The sequence below is a fragment of the Klebsiella sp. C360 genome (assembly GCF_048822415.1).
Classification (GTDB): domain Bacteria; phylum Pseudomonadota; class Gammaproteobacteria; order Enterobacterales; family Enterobacteriaceae; genus Klebsiella; species Klebsiella quasipneumoniae.
The window spans coordinates 74,239-98,007 of sequence record NZ_JBMEZZ010000004.1 but is presented as its reverse complement, the minus strand read 5'-3'; the positions used below and the strand labels follow the sequence as shown (position 1 = coordinate 98,007).

The window sequence follows — 23,769 nt, the reverse complement described above, 5'->3', positions numbered from 1 at the left end:
GCATGGCGGAAGTCGGAATTTTTGTCGGCACCATGTACGGCAACTCGCTGCTGGTCGCGGAAGAAGCGGAAGCGATCCTCAGCGGACTGGGACACAAGGCTACCGTGTATGAGGATCCGCAGGTCAACGACTGGGAATCCTACACGGGTAAGTATGTGCTGGTGGTCACCTCCACCACCGGGCAGGGCGATCTGCCGGACAGCATCGTCCCGCTGTATGAGGGCATCAAAGATATGTATCAGCCTCACCTGCGCTACGGCATTATCGCGCTGGGCGACAGCACCTACGCCAACTTTTGCGGCGGAGGCCTGAAGTTCGATCAACTGTTGCAGGAGCAGGGCGCGAAGCGCATCGGCGAGATGCTGAAGATTGACGCCAGCGAAGATCCGGAGCCGGAGAGCGTCTCTAATCCATGGGTTGAGCAGTGGGCTACCCTGCTGGAATAAAAGCGCTGCCCTCTCCCTACGCAGAGGGCGCCCTTTCAAGATGTCGCGGCCAGATACGCGGACAGCAAAAGTGTATCCCTTTCCGGGCGGCACGCCTTCAGGCAAATGCACAATATCCTTAGCAATATCATGGGTTAAGCCAGCCGGTTTCACCGGGTCAAGAGAGGTATTTCACACTCCGGCTCTTATTGCTGCGCTTTTGACCACCCGCGGCGCTGGTTTTTCATTTCCGTGAACTTCCCCCCATTCTTTCAGGCATACGCCATAAACCACCTGCAATAGCGGCGTAAAAGCTGTGTAGATGCACGGTGAGCCGCGGTGTGCCTCTTCATATACTGCTCCAGCCAGTGATAAATGCAGTGCCAGATATAACGACAACTATCAAAACACGACCACGTCATTCTGATTACCCTACAGGTTGTGCTGTTCAGAATGAACGTAGCTAAACGCTATGATTCAGGAGTACAACAATGAGTTCATTAAGTCAGGCGGCGACGGCGGCTGAAAAGCGCACCAACGCCCGCTACTGGATAGTGGTGATGCTGTTTATCGTCACCTCTTTTAACTATGGCGACCGGGCGACGCTGTCGATCGCCGGTTCGGAAATGGCCAAAGATATCGGCCTGGATCCGGTGGGAATGGGGTATGTCTTCTCCGCGTTCTCATGGGCTTATGTCATCGGCCAGATCCCGGGCGGCTGGCTGCTCGACCGCTTCGGTTCGAAGCGCGTCTATTTCTGGTCGATCTTCATCTGGTCGATGTTTACCCTGCTGCAGGGCTTCGTCGACATCTTCAGCGGCTTTGGCATTATCGTCGCGCTGTTTACCCTGCGCTTCCTCGTTGGCCTGGCCGAATCGCCGTCATTCCCGGGTAACAGCCGTATCGTGGCCGCCTGGTTCCCGGCGCAGGAGCGCGGCACGGCGGTGGCGATCTTTAACTCCGCCCAGTACTTTGCCACCGTTATCTTCGCGCCGATCATGGGCTGGCTGACGCATGAGGTGGGCTGGTCGCACGTCTTCTTCTTTATGGGCGGCCTGGGGATTGTGATTAGCTTTGTCTGGCTGAAAGTGATCCACGATCCGAACAACCATCCGGGGGTAAACAAGAAGGAACTGGAATATATCGCCGAAGGCGGCGCCCTGATCAACATGGATCAAAAGAGCAGCGCGCAGAAGGTGCCGTTCAGCGTCAAAATGGGCCAGATCAAGCAGCTGATCGGATCGCGGATGATGATCGGCATCTATATCGGTCAGTACTGCATTAACGCCCTGACCTACTTCTTTATCACCTGGTTCCCGGTTTACCTGGTGCAGGCGCGCGGCATGTCGATCCTTAAAGCAGGGTTTGTCGCCTCCATTCCGGCGGTGTGCGGCTTCGTCGGCGGGGTGCTGGGCGGGGTGATCTCTGACTGGTTAATGCGCCGCACCGGCTCGCTGAACATTGCCCGCAAAACGCCGATTGTGCTGGGGATGCTGCTCTCCATGACCATGCTGATGTGTAACTATGTCAACGTGGAGTGGATGGTGATTGGCTTTATGGCGATGGCCTTCTTCGGCAAAGGGATCGGCGCGCTTGGCTGGGCAGTGATGGCGGATACCGCGCCGAAAGAGATTAGCGGTCTTTCCGGCGGTCTGTTCAACATGTTTGGCAATATCTCCGGTATCGTCACCCCGATCGCTATCGGCTATATCGTCGGCACCACCGGCTCGTTCAACGGGGCGCTGGTTTACGTAGGTATCCATGCCCTGGTGGCGGTGCTGAGCTATCTGGTGCTGGTGGGCGACATCAAACGCATCGAACTGAAACCTGTCGCGGGGCGTTAATCATGACTACTCAATCCAGCCCGATTATTACAGAGATGAAGGTCATTCCGGTGGCCGGACACGACAGCATGCTGCTGAACATCGGCGGGGCGCATAACGCCTGGTTTACCCGCAATATCGTGGTATTGACCGATAACGCCGGCAACACCGGCGTGGGAGAAGCCCCTGGCGGAGAGGTCATCTATCAGACGCTGCTGGCGGCGATCCCGCAGGTGGTAGGTCAGGAGGTCGCCCGTCTCAATCGCGTGGTGCAGCAGGTGCACAAAGGCAATCAGGCGGCGGATTTCGACACCTTTGGCAAAGGGGCATGGACCTTCGAACTGAAAGTCAACGCGGTAGCGGCGCTGGAGGCCGCGCTGCTCGACCTGCTCGGCAAGGTGCTCAATGTGCCGGTCTGCGAGCTGCTGGGCCCGGGTAAGCAGCGTGATGCCGTCACCGTGCTGGGCTACCTGTTCTATATCGGCGATCGGCAGAAAACCGACCTGGGTTATCTGGACCATACGCCGGGCGATCACGAATGGTATCGCCTGCGCCACCAGCAGGCGCTTAGCAGCGAAGCGGTGGTGCGCCTGGCGGAAGCCGCTCAGGATCGCTACGGTTTCAAAGACTTTAAGCTGAAGGGCGGCGTGCTGCCCGGCGAGCAGGAAATTGACACCGCCCGGGCGCTGAAAAAGCGCTTTCAGGACGCGCGCATCACCGTCGATCCTAACGGCGCCTGGCTGCTGGATGAGGCGATCGCCCTGTGCAAAGGGCTGCAGGATGTTCTGACCTACGCCGAAGATCCGTGCGGCGCCGAGCAGGGCTTTTCCGGCCGGGAGGTGATGGCCGAGTTCCGCCGCGCCACCGGGCTGCCGGTCGCCACCAATATGATCGCCACCAACTGGCGCGAGATGGGTCATGCGGTGATGCTCAACGCCGTCGATATTCCGCTGGCGGACCCGCACTTCTGGACGCTCTCCGGCGCGGTACGAGTGGCGCAGCTCTGCGACGACTGGGGGCTTACCTGGGGCTGCCATTCCAACAACCATTTTGATATTTCCCTGGCGATGTTTACCCACGTCGGCGCCGCCGCGCCGGGTCATCCCACCGCCATCGACACCCACTGGATCTGGCAGGAAGGCGACGCGCGCCTGACCAAAAATCCGCTGCAGATTATTAACGGCAAGATTGCCGTGCCAGACGCGCCGGGACTCGGCGTGGAACTTGACTGGGAGCAGGTGCGCAGAGCCCATGAGGCCTATAAAGCGCTGCCGGGCGGCGCGCGCAACGACGCGGGCCCGATGCAGTACCTGATCCCCGGCTGGACATTCGACCGCAAACGTCCTGTTTTCGGCCGCCACTAATTACAAAAGGATGATGCTATGACGACTTTCTCTTCCACGCCTGTTGTCACCACCATGCAGGTGATCCCGGTTGCCGGCCATGACAGTATGCTGATGAATCTGAGCGGGGCCCACGCTCCGTACTTCACCCGCAATATCGTGATTATTAAAGATAACGCCGGCCATACCGGCGTCGGTGAAATTCCGGGGGGCGAAAAAATTCGCCAGACTCTGGAGGATGCCATTCCGCTGGTGGTGGGCAAAACGCTGGGCGAGTATAAAAACGTGCTCGGCGCGGTGCGCAATCAGTTCGCCGACCGTGACGCCGGCGGCCGCGGCCTGCAGACCTTTGACCTGCGCACCACCATCCACGTGGTGACCGGGATCGAAGCGGCGCTGCTGGACCTGCTGGGCCAGCACCTTGGGGTCAACGTCGCCTCGCTGCTCGGCGATGGGCAACAGCGCAGCGAAGTTGAAATGCTGGGCTATCTGTTCTTTATCGGTGACCGCCACGCCACGCCGCTGGCCTATCAGAGCCAGCCGGATGAACAGTGCGAGTGGTATCGCCTGCGCCATGAAGAGGCAATGACGCCGGATGCGGTGGTCCGCCTCGCGGAAGCGGCCTATGAAAAATATGGTTTCAACGACTTTAAGCTGAAGGGCGGCGTACTGGCCGGTTTTGAAGAAGCCGAAGCGATCAGCGCCCTGGCGAAGCGCTTCCCGGATGCCCGCGTGACCCTCGATCCGAACGGCGCCTGGCTGCTTGAAGAAGCCATTCAGATTGGCAAGCAGCTGAAGGGCGTGCTGGCCTATGCTGAGGATCCGTGCGGCGCTGAGCAGGGCTTCTCCGGCCGCGAAGTGATGGCGGAGTTCCGTCGCGCGACGGGCCTGCCGACCGCCACCAATATGATCGCCACCGACTGGCGGCAGATGGGCCATACGCTCTCCCTGCAGTCGGTGGATATCCCGCTGGCGGACCCGCACTTCTGGACCATGCAGGGGTCGGTTCGCGTGGCGCAGATGTGTCATGAGTTCGGCCTGACCTGGGGTTCGCACTCCAATAACCACTTCGACGTGTCGCTGGCGATGTTCACTCACGTCGCGGCTGCGGCGCCGGGCAAGATCACCGCTATCGATACCCACTGGATCTGGCAGGAGGGCAACCAGCGTCTGACCAAACAACCGTTTGAAATTAAAGGCGGAATGGTGCAGGTGCCGAGCACGCCGGGTCTGGGGGTAGAGCTGGATATGGACCGCGTCATGCAGGCAAATGAGCTATATAAGAAACATGGCCTTGGCGCCCGCGACGATGCGATGGCGATGCAGTACCTGATCCCGGGCTGGACCTTTGACAACAAGCGTCCATGCATGGTGCGCTAAAAGGCCGCCGGCCTCTGCGGGGGCCGGCATTGCGCGATAGCGACAGGGGTTAGCTCAAAGTAAGGACTGCAGATGAAAATAGTGATCGCACCGGATTCCTGGAAGGAGAGCCTGACCGCGCTGGAAGTAGCCAGTGCAATAGAGCAAGGCTTTCGCGAGATTTATCCTGACGCGGAATATGTCAGGCTGCCGGTTGCCGACGGTGGGGAAGGGACGGTGGAAGCCATGGTGGCGGCGACCGGCGGGCATCAGGTGCCGCTGACGGTGACCGGGCCGCTGGGGGAGCCGGTAGAGGCATTTTATGGGCTGTCCGGCGATCGCCAGTGCGCCTTTATCGAAATGGCGGCGGCCAGCGGGCTGGAAAGCGTTCCCCCGGCGCAGCGTAACCCGCTGCTGACCACCTCCTGGGGCACCGGGGAGCTGATTCGCCATGCGCTGGACGCTGGCGTGCGGCAGATCATTATTGGCATTGGCGGCAGCGCGACCAATGACGGCGGCGCCGGCATGGCGCAGGCGCTGGGGGCGAAATTGCTGACCGTCGACGGTCAGCAAATCGCGCCAGGGGGCGGCGCGCTGGAGACGCTGGCGCGCATCGATCTTAGCGAGCTTGATCCACGGCTGGCAGATTGTCGGATTGACGTGGCCTGCGATGTCACCAACCCGTTGACCGGCCCGCAGGGCGCCAGCGCGGTATTCGGCCCGCAAAAAGGGGCGACGGCGCAGATGATCGACCGGCTTGACAGCGGCCTGCGGCACTATGCCCGGATCATCGCCCGTGATTTAGATTGCGACGTGCTGAACCTGGAAGGCGGCGGCGCGGCGGGCGGGATGGGCGCGGCGCTGTATGCGTTTTGTGGCGCTCAACTGCGCCCGGGCATTGAGATTGTCACCGATGCGCTGCAGCTGGCGGAGCGGGTGGCGGATGCTGATTTAGTGATCACCGGCGAAGGACGTATCGACAGTCAGACTATCCACGGCAAGGTGCCGGTGGGAGTGGCCCGGGTGGCGAAGCGATTTAACGTACCGGTGATCGGGATTGCCGGCAGCCTTACCGCCGATGTCGGCGTCGTGCATCAGCACGGGCTGGATGCGGTATTCAGCGTGTTGTACACCATCTGCACGCTGGATGAAGCGCTGGCCAATGCCGCCGCCAACCTGCGGATGACGGCGCGAAACGTCGCCGCGGTTTTGCAGATGGGCGGTAAGCTGTAATTGAGGTATCCCGGCTGGCGCGGCCACCCGGGAATGTCTAAGCGATGTTGAGGCCGCCAGCACCGGCAGTTTTCGCAGCGCAAGCGGGTAAATTAACGGCAGGCTGCACGGACCGTAGGCCGGGCAAGGCGTCGCCGCCGCCCGGCATAAAAGCGGCTCCGTGCCCGCTCTCCTTGCCCGGCGGCGCGATGCCTGGCGAGCCGGGTGCAGGTCGGGAAGCCCTGTGGTTTTAGCCCCCCATCCGGCAGGCTTCGCGCGCCACGTTATCCATCTCATCCAACAGCTCAAGCAGCTCCGGCTCCAGATCCTCGGCGGCGGTGCCTGCGCGCAGCTGGCTCTCCAGAGTGTGGCAGAGCTTTTTCAGCCGCGGCACGCCGCTGTAGCTGCAGCTGCCGTGCAGTTTGTGGATCAGATCCACCAGCCCTTCCGGCTGCTCGCCGACCAGTTGCTCTTCCACTTTGTTACGCACCTCCGGCATAAAAGCGATCAGCATCTGCAGCATCTCCCTCGCCAGGTCCGGCTTCATCGCCGCCTGACGTAGCGCCAGCTGCCAGTCGAGCGTCTGGTTATGGTCGATGACCGGCTCTGCGGGCGGTATCGCCGCCGGGGCGATGCTGTGTACTCCAGGCTGATAGCGCAGCAGCAGGGCGTGCAGTTTCTCTTCTTCGATCGGCTTCGCCAGATAGTCGTTCATGCCGGCGCTCAGTAGCTTCTCGCGCTGGCCCTCCAGGGCGTGCGCGGTGACGGCGATAACCGGCGTTTGCTGGTGATGCGGCAAATGATGGATAAGCTCACAGGCGCGGATGCCGTCCATATCCGGCATCTGAATATCCATCAGGATCAGATCCATCTGCAGTTGCTTGGCCTTGTCCACCGCCTGCTGGCCGCTGTCGCAGAGGATCACCTGCTGCACAAGGTCATCCAGCAGGGCGCCAATGAGCTTCAGGTTTGCCGGGTTGTCGTCGACGGCCATCACGGTCATCGGCAGCTTATGGCTGTCGGCCTGGGTCAACGGCGCGGAGGCCGTCGCATGATGGGTGGCCACCAGCGCCGGCAGCAGACGGGTGGTGGTGAGCGGTTTCAACAGACAGGCGGCGATGCCATCGCGCTTCAGGGCTTCGGCGCTGACCTGGGCATGACATGGCAGAGCCAGCAGTACGTTATCTGACATCGCGCAGGCTTTGGCTAATTTTTCCCGGTGCGGCGACAAATCGCGCATTGAGACCGGAATACCGACCAGCAGAATGTCGTACTGGGCTTCCGCCAGCGCAGAGAAGGTGGGGCTGTAAATCACCTCCAGCGGCGTGGCGGCCAGCATCTCCAGCGTGCACTGCGCCGCCGTCGCGTTGGCTTCCACATAGGCCAGACGTTTGCCCGCCAGCCCGTCGGTATTCAGCGTATCCGGAATGGCGTTCGGGTTGAGATCGAGGCTGATATGGAACCAGAAGGTGGAGCCGCGGTTTGGCTGACTGTGGAACGAGATATCGCCGCCCATCTCCTTAACCAGACGCTGGGTGATCACCAGCCCGAGCCCGGTGCCGCCGTGGCGGCGTGAAATACTGGCATCGGCCTGACGGAAGGCCTGGAACAGCCGGGACTGGTCGCGCTCGGGGATGCCGATGCCGGTATCGTGGATCTGAATTTCGATCTGCACCCGCGAATTACTGATGGCCCGCTGCTCCACCAGCACATCGATATTACCGTGCTCGGTAAATTTGATGGCGTTGCCTACGAGGTTGGTCACAATCTGCTGCAGACGCAGCGGGTCGCCGATGACGTTATCCGGCACGTTGTTCTTAATGTTCAGCGTCAGCTCCAGCCCTTTATCGTGCGCGGAATGCGCCAGCAGGGTGACCACCTCATCAAGCGAGGTGCGCAGCAGGAACGGAATGCTCTCCAGGATCAGCTTCCCGGCTTCCAGCTTGGAAAAGTCGAGCACGTCGTTGATGATCGCCAACAGATTATTGGCCGAGCGTTCGATGGTGGTCAGGTGGTCGCGCTGCGTGGCGTTGAGATCGGTTTTCAACGTCAGACGGGTAAAGCCGATCACCCCATTGAGCGGGGTGCGCAGTTCGTGGGACATATTGGCCAGGAATTCAGACTTAATGCGCGCCGCCTCCTGGGCGCGCTTTTTCGCCAGGTCCAGCTCGACGTTCTGAATCTCCATCTGCTCAAGGGTTTCCCGCAGATCGGAGGTCGCCTGGTCGACGTTGTGCTGCATCTCCTCATGGTACGCCGCCAGCGACATGGCCATCGAGTTGATGCCGTTTTTCAGCATATCCAGTTCGCCGAGCATAAAGCCCTCGACGCGGCTGTCCAGCTGTCCGCGGCGGATGCGGTCGACGGTGTTGACCATATTGCGGATAGGGCCGGTGACGTCGCGCATCAGGCGCCAGCCGAAGATCAGCGCGATGCCGATGCAGAACAGCATCATCACGCTGGAGATGAAAATCTCTTTGTACTGCTGGAGGCGCACCGATTTGAGATCCAGCTCCAGCGCGACGTAGCCCAGCATATTGCCCGGCATTTTGGCATCGGATTCGGGGGATTCATCCGGCGAATAACTTTCCGAGACGATCGGCGTGCGCAGGATCATCATGTCGCCGTCGCGGATGACGCTGAGACGACGGGGAAACGCTTCGCCTTTCGGGATCTGCAGGTCGCTGGGGTTGAGCTGATAATTGGAGGTGACAAACAAGCGGTTATGCGAATCGTACACCGAGATGGCCCGCACGATCTCCGAGTGGCGACGATGCAGAACGCTGATCAACTGGCCGATAGATTCGCGGTTTTGCAGATTCATGCCATATTCGCTGGAGACCGCCAGCGGCTCAATAATGCTGGTGCCGGCGTCCTCCAGCTGACGTTGCAGGTCGTTATAACGGTGAGCGACAAAGAAAACACTGAGCAACAGCCCTATCAGGACGGTTGGCGCCAGAATCAGAATCATCATGCGAGCACGCAGGCTGTAGTTGGTCATGCGGTTCCATTATGGGAGAATATAGACATCATCGTTCGGTGCGCGTCGGTGCGCCTCGCGGCGCTGCCGCTCTGAACGAGCTCGTTTTATTTGATTGAGACAACTCTCTACGATGGCGCAATTCTACTCTGCAAAACGGCGTGTGACGACGCGCCAGATCATAACCGTTACAGTCAACGACCTCGATCCCTTTGGCCAGGGCGTGGCCCGCCACCAGGGGAAAGCGCTGTTCATCGGCGGCGTGCTGCCGCAGGAGCAGGCTGAGGTGATGCTGGTGGAAGACAAAAAGCAGTACGCCCGCGCCCAGGTGAAACGCCGTCTGACCGACAGCCCGCAGCGCCAGGCGCCGCGCTGCCCCCATTTTGGCGTTTGCGGCGGCTGCCAACAGCAGCATGCCAGCATCACGCTTCAGCAGCAAAGTAAACGCGCCGCGCTGGCGCGCCTGATGAAGCGCGAGGTGGATGAGATCATCGCCGGCGAGCCGTGGGGCTATCGCCGGCGCGCGCGCTTAAGCTTGAATTATCAGCCAAAGACCCAACAATTGCAGATGGGTTTTCGTCAGGCCAGCGATAAAGCGATCGTCGATGTGGTGCAGTGCCCTGTTTTGGCGCCCCAACTTGAGGCGCTGCTGCCCGCCGTGCGCGAGTGCTTAAGCGCGCTGAGCGCATTACGCCATCTTGGCCACGTCGAGCTGGTGCTGGCGGACAACGGCCCACTGATGGTGCTGCGCCATACCGCTGCGCTGCCGGCGGCTGACAGGGAAAAACTGGAACGTTTTTCGCAAACTCACGGTCTTTCCCTGTACCTCGCGCCGCAAAGCGAGATACTGGAACATATTCACGGCGAAGCGCCATGGTATACCTCAGACGGACTACGCTTAGTGTTCAGTCCGCGGGATTTTATCCAGGTCAACGACGGCGTGAATCAGCAGATGGTGCGTACCGCGCTGGCGTGGCTGGATCTGCAGCCGGAGGACCGGGTGCTGGATCTGTTCTGCGGGATGGGAAATTTTACCCTGCCGCTGGCGACTCGCGCCGCCCACGTGGTTGGGGTGGAAGGGGTGCCGGCGCTGGTGGAGAAGGGGCGGGAAAACGCCGCCCTCAATAGTTTATCAAATGTCACCTTCTTCCATGAAAATCTGGAAGAGGATGTCACCCGCCAGGCCTGGGCGAAGCATGGCTTTGATAAAGTGCTGCTGGACCCGGCCCGCGCCGGCGCGCCGGGCGTGATGCCGCATATTATAAAACTGGCGCCGCGGCGGGTGGTGTATGTTTCCTGCAACCCGGCGACGCTGGCGCGAGACAGCGAAACCCTGTTGCAGGCTGGATATCAGATTCAACGCCTGGCGATGCTGGATATGTTCCCGCATACCGGTCATCTGGAATCAATGGTGTTGTTTGAGCGCAGGCTTACATAAGGTCATTCACAACGTCGCAGAAGAGCCGCCCCGGCCATCAATGCTGACGCGACCTGCAGGATGACATGTAGAAAGTTGAGGCTTGCCGACTTCGGCAGGCCGGTCCCTTAAGGAGAGGACAATGGTTGCGGTAAGAAGTGCACATCTTAATAAAGCTGGTGAATTTGACCCGAAGAAATGGATCGCGAGTCTGGGGATTTCCAGCCAGCAGTCGTGTGAGCGCTTAGCCGAAACCTGGGATTATTGTCGCGAAAAAACGCAAGGACACCCGCTGGCGGACCTGCTGCTGTGGCGGGGCGTCGAAATGGTGGAGATCCTCTCCACCCTGAGTATGGATATCGATACCCTGCGCGCGGCGCTGTTGTTCCCGCTGGCCGACGGCGAAGTCGTCAGCGAAGAGGTCATGCAGGAGAGCGTGGGTAAATCGGTCGTGACCCTGATTCACGGGGTACGGGACATGGCCGCCATCCGTCAGCTGAAAGCCACTCATACCGACTCGGTATCTTCCGAGCAGGTGGATAACATTCGCCGCATGCTGCTGGCGATGGTTGACGATTTCCGCTGCGTGGTTATCAAGCTTGCCGAACGTATCGCGCATCTGCGCGAGGTCAAGGACGCGCCGGAAGATGAGCGGGTGCTGGCGGCGAAAGAGTGCACCAATATCTATGCTCCCCTGGCTAACCGCTTAGGTATCGGCCAGCTGAAGTGGGAGCTGGAAGATTACTGCTTCCGCTACCTGCACCCGGCAGAGTACAAGCGCATTGCCAAACTGCTCCACGAACGCCGTATCGACCGCGAGCATTATATCGACGAGTTCGTCGGCCACCTGCGGGCAGAAATGAAAGCCGAAGGGGTCAAGGCCGAGGTCTATGGTCGGCCGAAGCATATCTACAGCATCTGGCGCAAAATGCAGAAAAAACACCTCGCCTTTGACGAGCTGTTTGACGTACGCGCGGTGCGCATCGTGGCCGAGCGGTTGCAGGATTGTTATGCCGCGCTGGGGATCGTTCATACCCACTACCGTCACCTGCCGGATGAGTTCGATGACTACGTGGCCAACCCGAAACCCAACGGCTACCAGTCTATCCATACCGTGGTGCTGGGGCCGAGCGGCAAGACCGTGGAGATTCAAATCCGCACCCGGCAGATGCATGAAGACGCCGAGCTGGGCGTGGCCGCGCACTGGAAGTACAAAGAGGGAGCGGGAGCGGGGACCAGCGGCGGCCGCGGCTATGAGGACCGTATCGCCTGGCTGCGCAAGCTGATTGCCTGGCAGGAAGAGATGGCCGACTCTGGCGAAATGCTCGACGAAGTGCGCAGCCAGGTCTTTGACGACCGGGTGTATGTCTTTACGCCGAAAGGCGACGTGGTGGACCTGCCGGCGGGGTCGACGCCGCTCGATTTTGCCTACCATATCCACAGCGACGTCGGTCATCGCTGCATCGGCGCCAAAATTGGCGGCCGCATCGTGCCGTTTACCTATCAGCTGCAGATGGGCGATCAGATCGAAATCATTACCCAGAAGCAGCCGAACCCGAGCCGCGACTGGCTCAACCCTAACCTCGGCTATGTCACCACCAGCCGCGGACGCTCCAAAATTCACGCCTGGTTCCGTAAGCAGGACCGTGACAAGAACATTCTTGCCGGCCGACAGATCCTTGACGACGAGCTGGAGCATCTGGGCATCAGCCTGAAGGATGCGGAAAAGCACCTGCTGCCGCGCTACAACTTCAACGAGCTCGATGAACTGCTGGCGGCCATCGGCGGCGGCGATATCCGTCTCAACCAGATGGTTAACTTCCTGCAGGCGCAGTTCAATAAACCGAGCGCCGCCGAGCAGGATGCGGCAGCGCTGAAGCAGTTGCAGCAGAAAACCTATGCTCCGCAGAACCGTACCAAGGACAATGGCCGGGTGGTGGTGGAAGGGGTTGGCAATCTGATGCACCATATTGCCCGCTGTTGCCAGCCGATCCCGGGCGATGAGATCGTCGGCTTTATCACCCAGGGGCGCGGGATTTCTGTGCATCGCGCCGACTGCGATCAGCTCGCTGAACTGCAGTCGCATGCCCCGGAGCGCATCGTCGATGCGGTATGGGGCGAAAGCTACTCGGCCGGATATTCGCTGGTGGTCAGGGTGGAGGCGAACGATCGCAGCGGGTTACTGCGCGATATCACCACCATCCTCGCCAATGAGAAGGTGAACGTGCTGGGCGTTGCCAGCCGCAGCGATACCCGTCAGCAGCTGGCCACCATCGATATGACCATCGAGATTTACAACCTGCAGGTGCTGGGCCGGGTGCTCGGTAAGCTGAACCAGGTGCCCGATGTCATTGACGCGCGCCGTCTGCACGGCGGTTAATTCGTCTCCAGGCCGGATAAGGCGAAGCCGCCATCCGGCAATTTCGCCACGTCGGATAAGGTCGAAACGCCTTATCCGGCCGACTATTTTTTACATTTCCAGGATTGTCACATGACCCAAATCGACCGCTTGCTCGGCATCATGCGCCGCCTGCGCGACCCGGAAAACGGCTGCCCGTGGGATAAAGAGCAGACCTTTGCCACCATCGCCCCCTATACCCTCGAAGAAACCTATGAAGTGCTGGACGCCATTTCGCGAGAGGATTTTGACGACCTGCGCGGTGAGCTGGGCGATCTGCTGTTCCAGGTGGTGTTCTATGCGCAGATGGCGCAGGAAGAGGGACGTTTTAACTTTGACGATATCTGCGCCGCCATCAGCGACAAGCTGGAGCGCCGCCATCCCCATATCTTCGCTGATGCCACTGCGGGAAACAGCAGCGAAGTCCTGGCCCGCTGGGAGCAGATCAAAAGCGCGGAGCGGGCGGAAAAAGCCCAGCACTCAGCGCTGGACGACATTCCGCATAGCCTGCCGGCGCTGATGCGGGCGCATAAAATCCAGCGTCGCTGCTCGGCGGTCGGTTTTGACTGGACCTCGCTGGGCCCGGTGCTCGACAAGGTGCATGAAGAAATTGATGAAGTGATGCATGAAGCGCAGCAGGCGGTGGTGGATGAAGCGAAACTGGAAGAGGAAGTGGGCGATCTGCTGTTCGCCACGGTGAATTTATCCCGCCATTTAGGGGTCAAAGCCGAGGTGGCGCTGCAGAAGGCGAACCTCAAATTCGAGCGCCGCTTCCGCGAAGTCGAGCGCATTGTCGCTGCCCGCGGCCTGGAAATGACCGGCGTCGACCTCGATACCATGGAAGAAGTATGGCAACAGGTAAAACGCCAGGAAACTGATCTCTAACGAGTTTTCGTGATCAAGCGCGATTTGTGTGATTTTATAAATAACAAGCGCTTGATTTACGTCAAAAACATTTCGCCAAAAGCGTCTATTTTCTCTTTCCGTTATGTCGTTGAAACACCATGTAGCCTGCCTCTTCGAGTTGTTCGGGTCGCAACACAGGTGCAACTTGAAGAACGAAGGGGAGGGGAAGAATGAAAGTTTGTGGCGTCACGCATGTTCGGGTATACTACTTTCCCGTCCTGGTTATTCCATCGTTTTACCCTAACTTCTCAGGTTCAGCATGACAACGAACTATATTTTTGTGACCGGCGGGGTCGTATCCTCTCTGGGTAAAGGCATTGCCGCAGCCTCCCTGGCAGCCATTCTTGAAGCCCGTGGTCTCAACGTGACCATCATGAAACTGGATCCGTATATCAACGTCGATCCGGGCACCATGAGCCCAATCCAGCATGGGGAAGTGTTCGTTACTGAAGACGGCGCAGAAACCGATCTGGACCTGGGCCACTACGAGCGTTTCATCCGTACCAAGATGACTCGCCGCAACAACTTCACCACCGGCCGTATTTACTCTGACGTGCTGCGCAAAGAGCGCCGTGGCGACTACCTGGGCGCGACCGTTCAGGTTATTCCGCACATCACCAACGCTATCAAAGAGCGTGTGCTGGCGGGCGGCGAAGGCCATGACGTGGTGCTGGTGGAGATTGGCGGTACCGTCGGCGATATCGAATCCTTGCCGTTCCTCGAAGCCATTCGTCAGATGGCGGTAGAGATTGGCCGCGAGCATACCCTGTTTATGCACCTGACTCTGGTGCCGTACATGGCCGCCGCGGGCGAAGTCAAAACCAAACCGACTCAGCACTCCGTGAAAGAGCTGCTCTCCATCGGTATTCAGCCTGACATCCTGATCTGCCGCTCCGATCGCGCTGTTCCGGCTAACGAACGGGCGAAAATTGCTTTGTTCTGTAACGTTCCGGAAAAGGCTGTTATTTCTCTGAAAGACGTCGATTCCATTTATAAAATTCCAGGCCTGTTGAAATCTCAGGGGCTGGACGATTATATTTGTAAACGATTCAGCTTAACTTGTCCGGAAGCAAACCTGGCCGAATGGGAACAGGTAATCTATGAAGAAGCCAATCCGGCAGGCGAAGTCACCATCGGTATGGTCGGTAAGTACATTGAACTGCCGGATGCCTACAAGTCGGTGATTGAAGCGCTGAAACACGGTGGTCTGAAAAACCGCGTCACCGTCAACATCAAGCTGATCGATTCGCAGGATGTGGAAACGCGCGGCGTCGAAATCCTCAAGGATTTAGATGCTATCCTTATCCCGGGCGGCTTCGGCTACCGCGGTGTGGAAGGTAAGATCGCCACCGCGCGCTATGCGCGTGAGAACAATATTCCTTATCTGGGCATTTGCCTGGGTATGCAGGTTGCGCTGATTGAGTTCGCGCGCAACGTAGCGGGTATGGAAAACGCCAACTCGACGGAATTTGTGCCAGACTGTAAATACCCGGTTGTGGCCCTGATTACCGAATGGCGTGACGAAGATGGCAACGTCGAAGTCCGCTCCGAGAAGAGCGATCTGGGCGGCACTATGCGCCTGGGCGCACAGCAGTGCCAGCTGGATGATGATTCTCTGGTACGCCAGCTGTACGGCGAGCCGACCATCACCGAGCGCCATCGTCACCGCTACGAAGTCAACAACATGTTGTTGAAACCGATTGAAGCTGCCGGTCTGCGCGTTGCGGGCCGTTCCGGGGATGATCAGTTGGTCGAGATCATCGAAGTGCCGAACCATCCGTGGTTTGTGGCCTGCCAGTTCCACCCGGAGTTTACTTCGACGCCGCGTGATGGACACCCGCTGTTTGCCGGCTTTGTGAAAGCCGCCAGCGAGTACCAGAAACGCCAGGCGAAGTAAAAAGAGTTAGAACGGCAATGCACCCATCCGGGTGCATTGTTTGTCTGGAGTTTTAGTTTAACTTGTACTGAGGAAAACCTAATGTCCAAAATCGTTAAAGTCATCGGTCGTGAAATCATCGACTCCCGTGGTAACCCGACTGTTGAAGCCGAAGTACACCTGGAAGGTGGTTTCGTCGGTATGGCAGCTGCTCCGTCAGGTGCTTCTACTGGTTCCCGCGAAGCGCTGGAACTGCGCGATGGCGACAAATCCCGTTTCCTGGGTAAAGGCGTAACCAAAGCTGTTGCTGCGGTAAACGGCCCGATCGCTCAGGCAATCCTGGGCAAAGATGCCAAAGATCAGGCTGGCATCGATAAGATCATGATCGACCTGGACGGTACTGAAAACAAATCTAACTTCGGTGCGAACGCAATCCTGGCCGTTTCTCTGGCGAACGCCAAAGCAGCAGCTGCCTCCAAAGGCCTGCCGCTGTACGCGCACATCGCTGAACTGAACGGCACTCCGGGCAAATACTCCATGCCGGTTCCGATGATGAACATCATCAACGGCGGTGAGCACGCTGACAACAACGTCGACATCCAGGAATTCATGATTCAGCCGGTTGGCGCGCCGACCCTGAAAGAAGCAGTACGCATGGGTTCTGAAGTGTTCCATCACCTGGCGAAAGTGCTGAAGTCCAAAGGCATGAACACTGCCGTTGGTGACGAAGGCGGCTACGCGCCGAACCTGGGTTCCAACGCCGAAGCGCTGGCTGTTATCGCTGAAGCGGTTAAAGCTGCAGGCTACGAGCTGGGCAAAGACATCACCCTGGCGATGGACTGCGCAGCGTCTGAATTCTACAAAGACGGTAAATACGTTCTGGCCGGCGAAGGCAACAAAGCGTTCACCTCTGAAGAGTTCACTCACTTCCTGGAAGAGCTGACCAAACAGTACCCGATCGTCTCCATCGAAGATGGCCTGGACGAATCTGACTGGGAAGGTTTCGCTTACCAGACCAAAGTACTGGGCGACAAAATCCAGCTGGTTGGTGACGACCTGTTCGTAACCAACACCAAGATCCTGAAAGAAGGCATCGAAAAAGGCATCGCTAACTCCATCCTGATCAAATTCAACCAGATCGGTTCTCTGACCGAAACTCTGGCGGCTATCAAGATGGCGAAAGACGCTGGCTACACCGCTGTCATCTCTCACCGTTCTGGCGAAACTGAAGACGCGACCATTGCCGACCTGGCTGTGGGTACCGCTGCAGGCCAGATCAAAACCGGTTCTATGAGCCGTTCTGACCGCGTTGCTAAATACAACCAGCTGATTCGTATCGAAGAAGCGCTGGGTGAGCAAGCGCCGTTCAACGGTCGTAAAGAGATCAAAGGCCAGGCTTAATCCTGTCTTTGTGAAATAAGCATGCCAGCCTTCGGGCTGGCATTTTTTTTATGCCTGCGGCCATTATTTAAAGTCGACGGCCATTTGCTGAGGGATCGACAGCCCGCGAGTGGTTTCCACGCAGCGGTCGATGTAATCGGTAAAGCGCGGCGGTTTTGGCATCCCCATGCTCAGCAGCTTGTCGTTGCTAAAGCGCACGTTCAGCGTGGCGAACGCGCCATATAAGCGCATCGCTTTCAGCATCAGTCGCTCATTGCACGGCCCAAAAATTCCTTTCAGTTCGCGACGCATTTTGACCAGCGTTTCATAGCTCACCTGGGCGTACTTGTCTCCCACCGGCACCTGCTCCAGCGCCAGGGCCATCGCCCGGTCGATTTCGGCAAACTTCACGCTGTTCTCCTCGCCGGCAGAGATATGCACCACCTCGCCGCGGGCCAGCGGCTGGTTAAGCAGCATCAGCAGGGCATCGGCGCAGTAGTCCACCGGAATAACATCGATCCGATCCTCCATCGCGCACATAAATTTCTGCAGCATCAGCCCCATGCTGAACACCCAGAAAATACTGCTGGAAGGCCGGCAGCCATGATGGGTATGGCCCACCACAATAGAAGGGCGGGCAATGACCAGCGGTAGCGTAGGGCAGTGCTGCTGCATCAGTTGCTCGATGGCCGATTTCGAGTGGGTATATTCCACCAGATGCTCGGCGTGCTGCCGAAACTCCGCGCTCTCGGCGACCAGCGAATCTGGCTCCGGTGAGCAGGACATTGCGGTGCCGACGTGCAGAAAACGCTGCAGACCCGCCACCTGCGCCATCCGTTGCGCCAGACGCAGCGTACCCGCAACGTTAACCTTCCAGATAAGCGGGTTGCTGCCAAACGAGGCGACAGCGGCGCAGTTGAGGACATGGGTGACTTGCTCAAGCCGCGGGTCGTTAAGAAAATGCTCCGGAGAGGCGAGATCGCCCAGCAGGATCTGCTGCGGGCGCAGCATCGCCAGTTTCTCCTCGGCGATGTTGAACTTACGCATGTTCTCCTTGACCCGCTCCAGGCCTGCGTCGGGACTGTCGGCACGCACCAGCAGCAGCAGATCTAACTGGCTATCCTGATGGAGTATTTTCTCTAACGCCGCGCCGCCCAGAAAACCGGTGACGCCGGTAATGAATAATGTGGTCATAAACGCTATCTCATTATGGTTGGTCTGCGGGATTCTAGGAGGGACAAAGTAAACGACGATTAAATAAAAAATGGCGGGCAACAGGACTTTATTAAGGGGAGCTTAAGCTTATTTTCGGCGGTGGATTGGATTCGACTCTCAGACCAGATAAATAATTCACTCTTTCATGTATCAGTTTGTACAATGCTGTATTTAAAAGTGTTTTTGTTTTTATGCTGACGTTTTACATGTTCTGGTTTATAACGCGAAAAACATCTTCTGTTACATCTTTCTTTACGGTGGCATGGCGCGCCGTTTATTTTAATCCTTACCACACTAATGAAATAAACGAAAACAGAGGCATGCTTTTAATTAACAATGAATAACCTCCGGGGAGAGAAAGCGACGCCGTGAAGGAAAAACGATCGCAGCGCAGGACAAGACCTGGACAGTGAAATCTGCGATAATAAACGTTTATCACCCTAAACAGAGATGACTATGCAGTACCCGATTAACGAGATGTTCCAGACCCTGCAAGGCGAGGGTTACTTCACCGGCGTGCCTGCCATTTTTATTCGTCTGCAGGGATGCCCGGTAGGATGCGCGTGGTGTGACACCAAGCATACCTGGGACAAACTGGCCGATCGGGAAGTGTCGTTGTTCAGCATCCTGGCGAAAACCAAAGAGAGCGATAAGTGGGGGCCGGCAAGCAGTGAAGATCTGCTGGCGATTATCGGTCGTCAGGGGTGGACTGCCCGCCACGTGGTCATTACCGGCGGTGAGCCCTGCATTCATGATTTAACGCCGTTAACCTCGCTGCTGGAGCAAAACGGATTTAGCTGCCAGATTGAAACCAGCGGCACTCACGAAGTTCGCTGTACGCCTCATACCTGGGTGACGGTATCGCCGAAGGTGAATATGCGCGGCGGGTATGACGTGCTGTCTCAGGCCCTGCAGCGGGCGGATGAGATCAAACATCCGGTAGGGCGCGTCCGCGACATCGAAGCACTGGACGAACTGCTGGAAACGCTGAGCGATGACAAACCGCGGATCATCGCCCTGCAGCCAATCAGCCAGAAAGAAGACGCGACGCGCCTGTGTATCGACACCTGCATCGCCCGTAACTGGCGCCTGTCCATGCAGACGCATAAATATCTGAATATCGCCTGATGAAAAAGCCCGGCAGCGTACTGACCGGGCTTTTTTTCGCTTACTCGCCGCGATAGACGCAGCCGGCAGTGCAGGTCTCTTTCACCATCACCGCGCTCAGCAGCGGTACCCGCGGTTTCATCTCATCCCAGATCCATTTGGCCAGCACTTCGCTGGTAGGGTTTTCCAGACCGGGGATATCGTTCAGATAATAGTGGTCCAGGCGATCGTAGGTCGGCTTGAAGGCGGCCTTCAGCTCGGCAAAATCCATGATCCACCCGGTATGGGGATCGACTTCACCGGTTATCTCCAGACGCACCATAAAGGAGTGGCCATGCAGGCGACCGCATTTGTGTCCTTCCGGGACGTGCGGCAGGTGGTGGGCGGCTTCGAAGGTGAAATCTTTAAACAGCGTGGTGGACATCATTGACTCTCAACAGGACGAAAAAAACCGCCGTAGGGTACCGGAAAGTACATTTTTTCGCATTAATTAAAACGGCCCTGAACAGAAAATCGACACATTTATCTGGGTTAAGTGAATTAAGTTGTTATATTTCAAATATTTATTTAATCGATTTTGTTGTTAATAACTACAACTAAAACAGGTTAGTCCATTTGGTTATTTATTATTTCCATCCCTTATTTAATTGTTACTATGCCCGCCGTTAACCTTCTATTCTCTTCTGTTTTTGTCGCGCTGACAGGGTGCGAATAACAGCTTTGCTTACTGGAACAAACGACGCATGACGACACAGGCCCCACCTTCCAACTTGCTGCCGCTCAACCCGGAGCAACTGGCGCGCCTTCAGGCGGCCACCACTGACTTCACGCCCACTCAGCTCGCCTGGGTGTCTGGCTATTTCTGGGGCGTGCTGAATCAGCAGTCCGGCGCGGCAGCCGCCGTTCCCGCCCCGGCCGCCGAGGTCCCGACGATCACGCTGATTTCCGCCTCGCAAACCGGCAACGCTCGCCGCGTCGCCGAAGCGCTGCGCGACGATCTGCTGGCGGCGAAGCTGAACGTGAAGCTGGTGAATGCAGGCGATTATAAATTCAAACAAATTGCTGCTGAAAAACTGCTGGTGGTCGTGACCTCCACCCAGGGGGAAGGTGAGCCGCCGGAAGAAGCGGTCGCATTGCATAAGTTCCTGTTCTCGAAGAAAGCGCCGAAGCTGGACGGGACCGCATTCGCCGTCTTTGGCCTCGGCGATACCTCTTATGAATTCTTCTGCCAGTCCGGCAAAGATTTCGACAGCAAGCTGGCCGAACTTGGCGCGGAACGCCTGCTCGATCGCGTCGACGCCGACGTTGAATATCAGGCCGCGGCCGCTGAATGGCGCGCGCGCGTCGTTGAGGTGCTTAAGGCCCGTGCGCCGGTCGCCGCGCCCGCTCAGCTGTCCGCCAGCGGCGCAGTGAACGACATTCACACCAGTCCCTACACCAAAGAGGCTCCGCTGACGGCGACCCTGTCGGTCAACCAGAAAATCACCGGCCGCGATTCAGAAAAAGATGTACGCCATATCGAAATTGACCTCGGTGATTCCGGTCTGCGCTATCAGCCGGGCGACGCCCTGGGCGTCTGGTATCAAAACGATCCTCAGCTGGTGAAAGAGCTGGTGGAGCTGCTGTGGCTGAAAGGCGACGAGCCGGTGACCGTCGAGGGCAAAACCCTGCCGCTGGCGGAAGCCCTGCAGTGGCATTTTGAGCTGACGGTTAACACCGCGACTATCGTCGAAAACTACGCCACCCTGACCCGCAGCGAATCGCTGCTGCCGCTGGTGGGCGATAAAGCTCAACTGCAGCAGTATGCCGCCGCGACGCCGATCGTCGATATGGTCCGTTTCTCCCCCGCGCAGCTGGACGCCGAGGCGTTAATCGGTCTGCTGCGCCCGCTGACGCCGCGTCTGTACTCTATTGCCTCCTCGCAGGCGGAAGTGGAGAGCGAAGTGCATGTCACCGTGGGCGTGGTGCGCTATGACATCGAAGGCCGCGCCCGGGCTGGCGGCGCCTCCAGCTTCCTCGCCGACCGCGTGGAAGAGGATGGCGAAGTCCGCGTCTTTATCGAGCACAACGACAACTTCCGTCTGCCGGCTAACCCGGAGACGCCGGTGATCATGATTGGCCCGGGCACCGGTATTGCGCCGTTCCGCGCCTTCATGCAGCAGCGCGCAGCGGACGGGGCGCCAGGTAAGAACTGGCTGTTCTTCGGCAACCCGCACTTCACCGAAGATTTCCTCTATCAGGTGGAGTGGCAGAGCTATGTGAAAGAGGGTCTGCTGACCCGTATCGATCTGGCTTGGTCCCGCGATCAACAACAAAAAATCTATGTGCAGGACAAACTGCGTGAGCAGGGGGCCGAGCTGTGGCGCTGGATCAATGATGGCGCCCACATTTATGTCTGCGGCGACGCCAATCGTATGGCGAAAGACGTGGAACAGACTTTACTGGAAGTGATTGCCGAATACGGCGCGATGGACGCCGAAGCGGCGGACGAATTTTTAAGTGAGCTGCGCGTTGAGCGCCGTTATCAGCGAGATGTCTACTAATGAGCGAAAAACATCCGGGGCCTTTAGTGGTCGAAGGTAAACTGACCGATGCCGAGCGTATGAAGCTCGAGAGCAACTACCTGCGCGGCACCATTGCGGAAGATTTAAACGACGGTCTGACCGGCGGTTTTAAAGGCGATAACTTCCTGCTGATCCGTTTCCACGGTATGTACCAGCAGGACGATCGCGATATCCGCGCGGAGCGCGCCGCTCAGAAGCTGGAGCCGCGTCATGCGATGCTCCTGCGCTGCCGTCTGCCGGGCGGGGTGATCACCACCACCCAGTGGAAGGCGATCGATAAGTTTGCCGCCGAGAACACCATTTACGGCAGTATTCGCCTGACCAACCGGCAGACTTTCCAGTTTCACGGCATTCTGAAAAAGAACGTCAAGCCGGTGCATCAGATGCTGCACTCGGTGGGGCTGGACGCGCTGGCCACCGCCAACGATATGAACCGTAACGTGCTGTGCACCTCCAACCCGTACGAATCGCAGCTGCACGCTGAGGCCTACGAGTGGGCGAAAAAGATCTCCGAGCATTTGCTGCCGCGCACCCGCGCCTATGCCGAGATCTGGCTGGATCAGAAAAAGGTCGCCACCACTGACGAAGAGCCGATCCTCGGTCAGACCTATCTGCCGCGTAAGTTTAAAACCACGGTGGTGATCCCGCCGCAGAACGATATCGATCTGCACGCCAACGACATGAACTTCGTGGCGATCGCCGAAAACGGCAAGCTGGTGGGCTTTAACCTGCTGGTGGGCGGTGGTCTTTCTATCGAACACGGTAACAAAAAAACCTACGCCCGCACGGCGAGCGAATTCGGTTATCTGCCGCTGGAGCATACTCTGGCGGTGGCGGAAGCGGTCGTGACTACCCAGCGCGACTGGGGTAACCGTACCGACCGTAAGAATGCGAAAACCAAGTACACCCTTGAGCGCGTTGGCGTCGAAACCTTTAAGGCGGAAGTGGAGCGCCGGGCAGGCATTAAGTTTGAGCCGATCCGCCCGTACGAATTCACCGGCCGCGGCGACCGCATCGGCTGGGTGAAGGGGATCGATGATAAATGGCACCTGACGCTGTTTATTGAAAACGGCCGCATTCTGGATTATCCGGGGCGCCCGCTGAAAACCGGTCTGCTGGAGATTGCTAAGATCCATCAGGGCGAATTCCGCATCACCGCCAATCAGAACCTGATCGTCGCCAGCGTACCGGAAGATCAGAAGGCGCGGATCGAGAAGCTGGCGCGGGATCATGGCCTGATGAATGCCGTCACCCCGCAGCGCGAAAACTCAATGGCCTGCGTCTCCTTCCCGACCTGCCCGCTGGCGATGGCGGAAGCCGAGCGTTTCCTGCCGTCGTTTATCGACAAGGTGGAAGGGGTGATGAGCAAGCATGGCGTGAGCGATGAGCATATCGTCACCCGCGTCACCGGCTGTCCGAACGGCTGCGGCCGCGCGATGCTGGCGGAAGTGGGGCTGGTGGGGAAAGCGCCAGGCCGCTATAACCTGCACATCGGCGGTAACCGCAGCGGAACCCGCATCCCGCGGATGTACCGTGAGAACATTACCGAGTCGGAAATTCTCGACTCGCTAGACCAACTGGTTGGGCGCTGGGCGAAAGAGCGCGAAGCGGGTGAAGGCTTCGGCGACTTTACGGTGCGTGCGGGCATCATTCGCCCGGTGCTCGATCCAGCCCGCGATTTCTGGGAGTAACATCCTGGTGCCCGGTGGCGCGTAGCGATCCGGGCCTGTAAAACCCGTAGGCCGGGCAAACGCAGTGCCGCCC

Annotated in this window: 16 protein-coding genes; 13 read left to right on the top strand and 3 right to left on the bottom strand. The window is 58.4% G+C overall.

All coding sequences use genetic code 11. The features are described from left to right. Window positions 1–2 precede the first annotated feature (2 nt). The 5 genes from ACOI7D_RS12350 to ACOI7D_RS12330 all read left to right on the top strand — a co-directional run bounded on the left by ACOI7D_RS12350 (window position 3) and on the right by ACOI7D_RS12330 (window position 6,183). On the top strand, window positions 3–446 hold the full coding sequence (locus tag ACOI7D_RS12350; protein ID WP_004205560.1) for a flavodoxin: 444 nt from the start codon (window positions 3–5) through the stop codon (window positions 444–446). A 470-nt stretch (window positions 447–916) separates the two neighbouring features. Continuing rightward, window positions 917–2,269, top strand: coding sequence for an MFS transporter (locus ACOI7D_RS12345; RefSeq protein WP_023290835.1), 1,353 nt, complete (start codon window positions 917–919; stop codon window positions 2,267–2,269). A gap of 2 nt (window positions 2,270–2,271) precedes the next feature. Then, entirely contained in the window at window positions 2,272–3,612 is a 1,341-nt protein-coding gene (locus tag ACOI7D_RS12340; protein ID WP_109546999.1) for an enolase C-terminal domain-like protein, read from the top strand. Window positions 3,613–3,630: 18 nt separating this feature from the next. Continuing rightward, complete coding sequence (gene gudD / locus ACOI7D_RS12335) at window positions 3,631–4,971, top strand: glucarate dehydratase (protein ID WP_044524533.1); 1,341 nt, start codon at window positions 3,631–3,633, stop codon at window positions 4,969–4,971. 72 nt (window positions 4,972–5,043) lie between these two features. Then, window positions 5,044–6,183, top strand: a complete 1,140-nt coding sequence (locus ACOI7D_RS12330) for a glycerate kinase (RefSeq protein WP_087824533.1) — start codon at window positions 5,044–5,046, stop codon at window positions 6,181–6,183. Between the two features lie 229 nt (window positions 6,184–6,412). Here ACOI7D_RS12330 and barA read toward each other — a convergent pair whose 3' ends face one another. After that, entirely contained in the window at window positions 6,413–9,163 is a 2,751-nt protein-coding gene (gene barA, locus ACOI7D_RS12325; RefSeq protein WP_023290831.1) for a two-component sensor histidine kinase BarA, read from the bottom strand. A 112-nt stretch (window positions 9,164–9,275) separates the two neighbouring features. Here barA and rlmD point away from each other — a divergent pair, with 112 nt between their 5' ends. The 5 genes from rlmD to eno all read left to right on the top strand — a co-directional run bounded on the left by rlmD (window position 9,276) and on the right by eno (window position 17,140). After that, window positions 9,276–10,580 (top strand): 23S rRNA (uracil(1939)-C(5))-methyltransferase RlmD, encoded by a 1,305-nt coding sequence (gene rlmD, locus ACOI7D_RS12320; RefSeq protein WP_117140782.1) that lies wholly within the window; start codon window positions 9,276–9,278, stop codon window positions 10,578–10,580. A 121-nt stretch (window positions 10,581–10,701) separates the two neighbouring features. Continuing rightward, window positions 10,702–12,939 (top strand): GTP diphosphokinase, encoded by a 2,238-nt coding sequence (relA, locus tag ACOI7D_RS12315; protein ID WP_023290829.1) that lies wholly within the window; start codon window positions 10,702–10,704, stop codon window positions 12,937–12,939. Between the two features lie 111 nt (window positions 12,940–13,050). Beyond that, on the top strand, window positions 13,051–13,842 hold the full coding sequence (gene mazG / locus ACOI7D_RS12310; protein WP_032453910.1) for a nucleoside triphosphate pyrophosphohydrolase: 792 nt from the start codon (window positions 13,051–13,053) through the stop codon (window positions 13,840–13,842). A 280-nt stretch (window positions 13,843–14,122) separates the two neighbouring features. Then, window positions 14,123–15,760: a glutamine hydrolyzing CTP synthase gene (gene pyrG, locus ACOI7D_RS12305; protein WP_023290827.1), complete on the top strand. Its 1,638-nt coding sequence runs from the start codon at window positions 14,123–14,125 to the stop codon at window positions 15,758–15,760. Window positions 15,761–15,841: 81 nt separating this feature from the next. After that, window positions 15,842–17,140: a phosphopyruvate hydratase gene (gene eno, locus ACOI7D_RS12300; RefSeq protein ID WP_002915213.1), complete on the top strand. Its 1,299-nt coding sequence runs from the start codon at window positions 15,842–15,844 to the stop codon at window positions 17,138–17,140. A gap of 63 nt (window positions 17,141–17,203) precedes the next feature. Here the strand turns inward: eno and ACOI7D_RS12295 are convergent, their stop codons facing one another. Next, a complete protein-coding gene (locus ACOI7D_RS12295) occupies window positions 17,204–18,313 on the bottom strand; it encodes an SDR family oxidoreductase (protein WP_109547002.1) in 1,110 nt (369 codons plus the stop codon). 477 nt (window positions 18,314–18,790) lie between these two features. On the opposite strand from ACOI7D_RS12295, the gene queE reads away from it, so the two are divergent. Next, window positions 18,791–19,462 (top strand): 7-carboxy-7-deazaguanine synthase QueE, encoded by a 672-nt coding sequence (gene queE / locus ACOI7D_RS12290; protein ID WP_023290825.1) that lies wholly within the window; start codon window positions 18,791–18,793, stop codon window positions 19,460–19,462. Between the two features lie 40 nt (window positions 19,463–19,502). Here queE and queD read toward each other — a convergent pair whose 3' ends face one another. Then, window positions 19,503–19,868 (bottom strand): 6-carboxytetrahydropterin synthase QueD, encoded by a 366-nt coding sequence (gene queD, locus ACOI7D_RS12285; RefSeq protein ID WP_004174641.1) that lies wholly within the window; start codon window positions 19,866–19,868, stop codon window positions 19,503–19,505. A 316-nt stretch (window positions 19,869–20,184) separates the two neighbouring features. On the opposite strand from queD, the gene cysJ reads away from it, so the two are divergent. Next, entirely contained in the window at window positions 20,185–21,984 is a 1,800-nt protein-coding gene (gene cysJ / locus ACOI7D_RS12280) for an NADPH-dependent assimilatory sulfite reductase flavoprotein subunit (RefSeq protein WP_023290824.1), read from the top strand. Then, window positions 21,984–23,696 (top strand): assimilatory sulfite reductase (NADPH) hemoprotein subunit, encoded by a 1,713-nt coding sequence (gene cysI, locus ACOI7D_RS12275; protein ID WP_004205585.1) that lies wholly within the window; start codon window positions 21,984–21,986, stop codon window positions 23,694–23,696. The genes cysJ and cysI overlap by 1 nt, the downstream gene beginning before the upstream one ends. Window positions 23,697–23,769 lie beyond the last annotated feature (73 nt).

Excerpts from the sequence above, each read along its gene's own strand:
- ACOI7D_RS12350 (WP_004205560.1), top strand. The coding sequence starts at position 3 with ATGGCGGAAGTCGGAATTTTTGTCGGCACCATGTACGGCAACTCGCTG.
- ACOI7D_RS12345 (WP_023290835.1), top strand. The coding sequence starts at position 917 with ATGAGTTCATTAAGTCAGGCGGCGACGGCGGCTGAAAAGCGCACCAAC.
- ACOI7D_RS12340 (WP_109546999.1), top strand. The coding sequence starts at position 2,272 with ATGACTACTCAATCCAGCCCGATTATTACAGAGATGAAGGTCATTCCG.
- gudD (WP_044524533.1), top strand. The coding sequence starts at position 3,631 with ATGACGACTTTCTCTTCCACGCCTGTTGTCACCACCATGCAGGTGATC.
- ACOI7D_RS12330 (WP_087824533.1), top strand. The coding sequence starts at position 5,044 with ATGAAAATAGTGATCGCACCGGATTCCTGGAAGGAGAGCCTGACCGCG.
- barA (WP_023290831.1), bottom strand. The coding sequence starts at position 9,163 with ATGACCAACTACAGCCTGCGTGCTCGCATGATGATTCTGATTCTGGCG.
- rlmD (WP_117140782.1), top strand. The coding sequence starts at position 9,276 with ATGGCGCAATTCTACTCTGCAAAACGGCGTGTGACGACGCGCCAGATC.
- relA (WP_023290829.1), top strand. The coding sequence starts at position 10,702 with ATGGTTGCGGTAAGAAGTGCACATCTTAATAAAGCTGGTGAATTTGAC.
- mazG (WP_032453910.1), top strand. The coding sequence starts at position 13,051 with ATGACCCAAATCGACCGCTTGCTCGGCATCATGCGCCGCCTGCGCGAC.
- pyrG (WP_023290827.1), top strand. The coding sequence starts at position 14,123 with ATGACAACGAACTATATTTTTGTGACCGGCGGGGTCGTATCCTCTCTG.
- eno (WP_002915213.1), top strand. The coding sequence starts at position 15,842 with ATGTCCAAAATCGTTAAAGTCATCGGTCGTGAAATCATCGACTCCCGT.
- ACOI7D_RS12295 (WP_109547002.1), bottom strand. The coding sequence starts at position 18,313 with ATGACCACATTATTCATTACCGGCGTCACCGGTTTTCTGGGCGGCGCG.
- queE (WP_023290825.1), top strand. The coding sequence starts at position 18,791 with ATGCAGTACCCGATTAACGAGATGTTCCAGACCCTGCAAGGCGAGGGT.
- queD (WP_004174641.1), bottom strand. The coding sequence starts at position 19,868 with ATGATGTCCACCACGCTGTTTAAAGATTTCACCTTCGAAGCCGCCCAC.
- cysJ (WP_023290824.1), top strand. The coding sequence starts at position 20,185 with ATGACGACACAGGCCCCACCTTCCAACTTGCTGCCGCTCAACCCGGAG.
- cysI (WP_004205585.1), top strand. The coding sequence starts at position 21,984 with ATGAGCGAAAAACATCCGGGGCCTTTAGTGGTCGAAGGTAAACTGACC.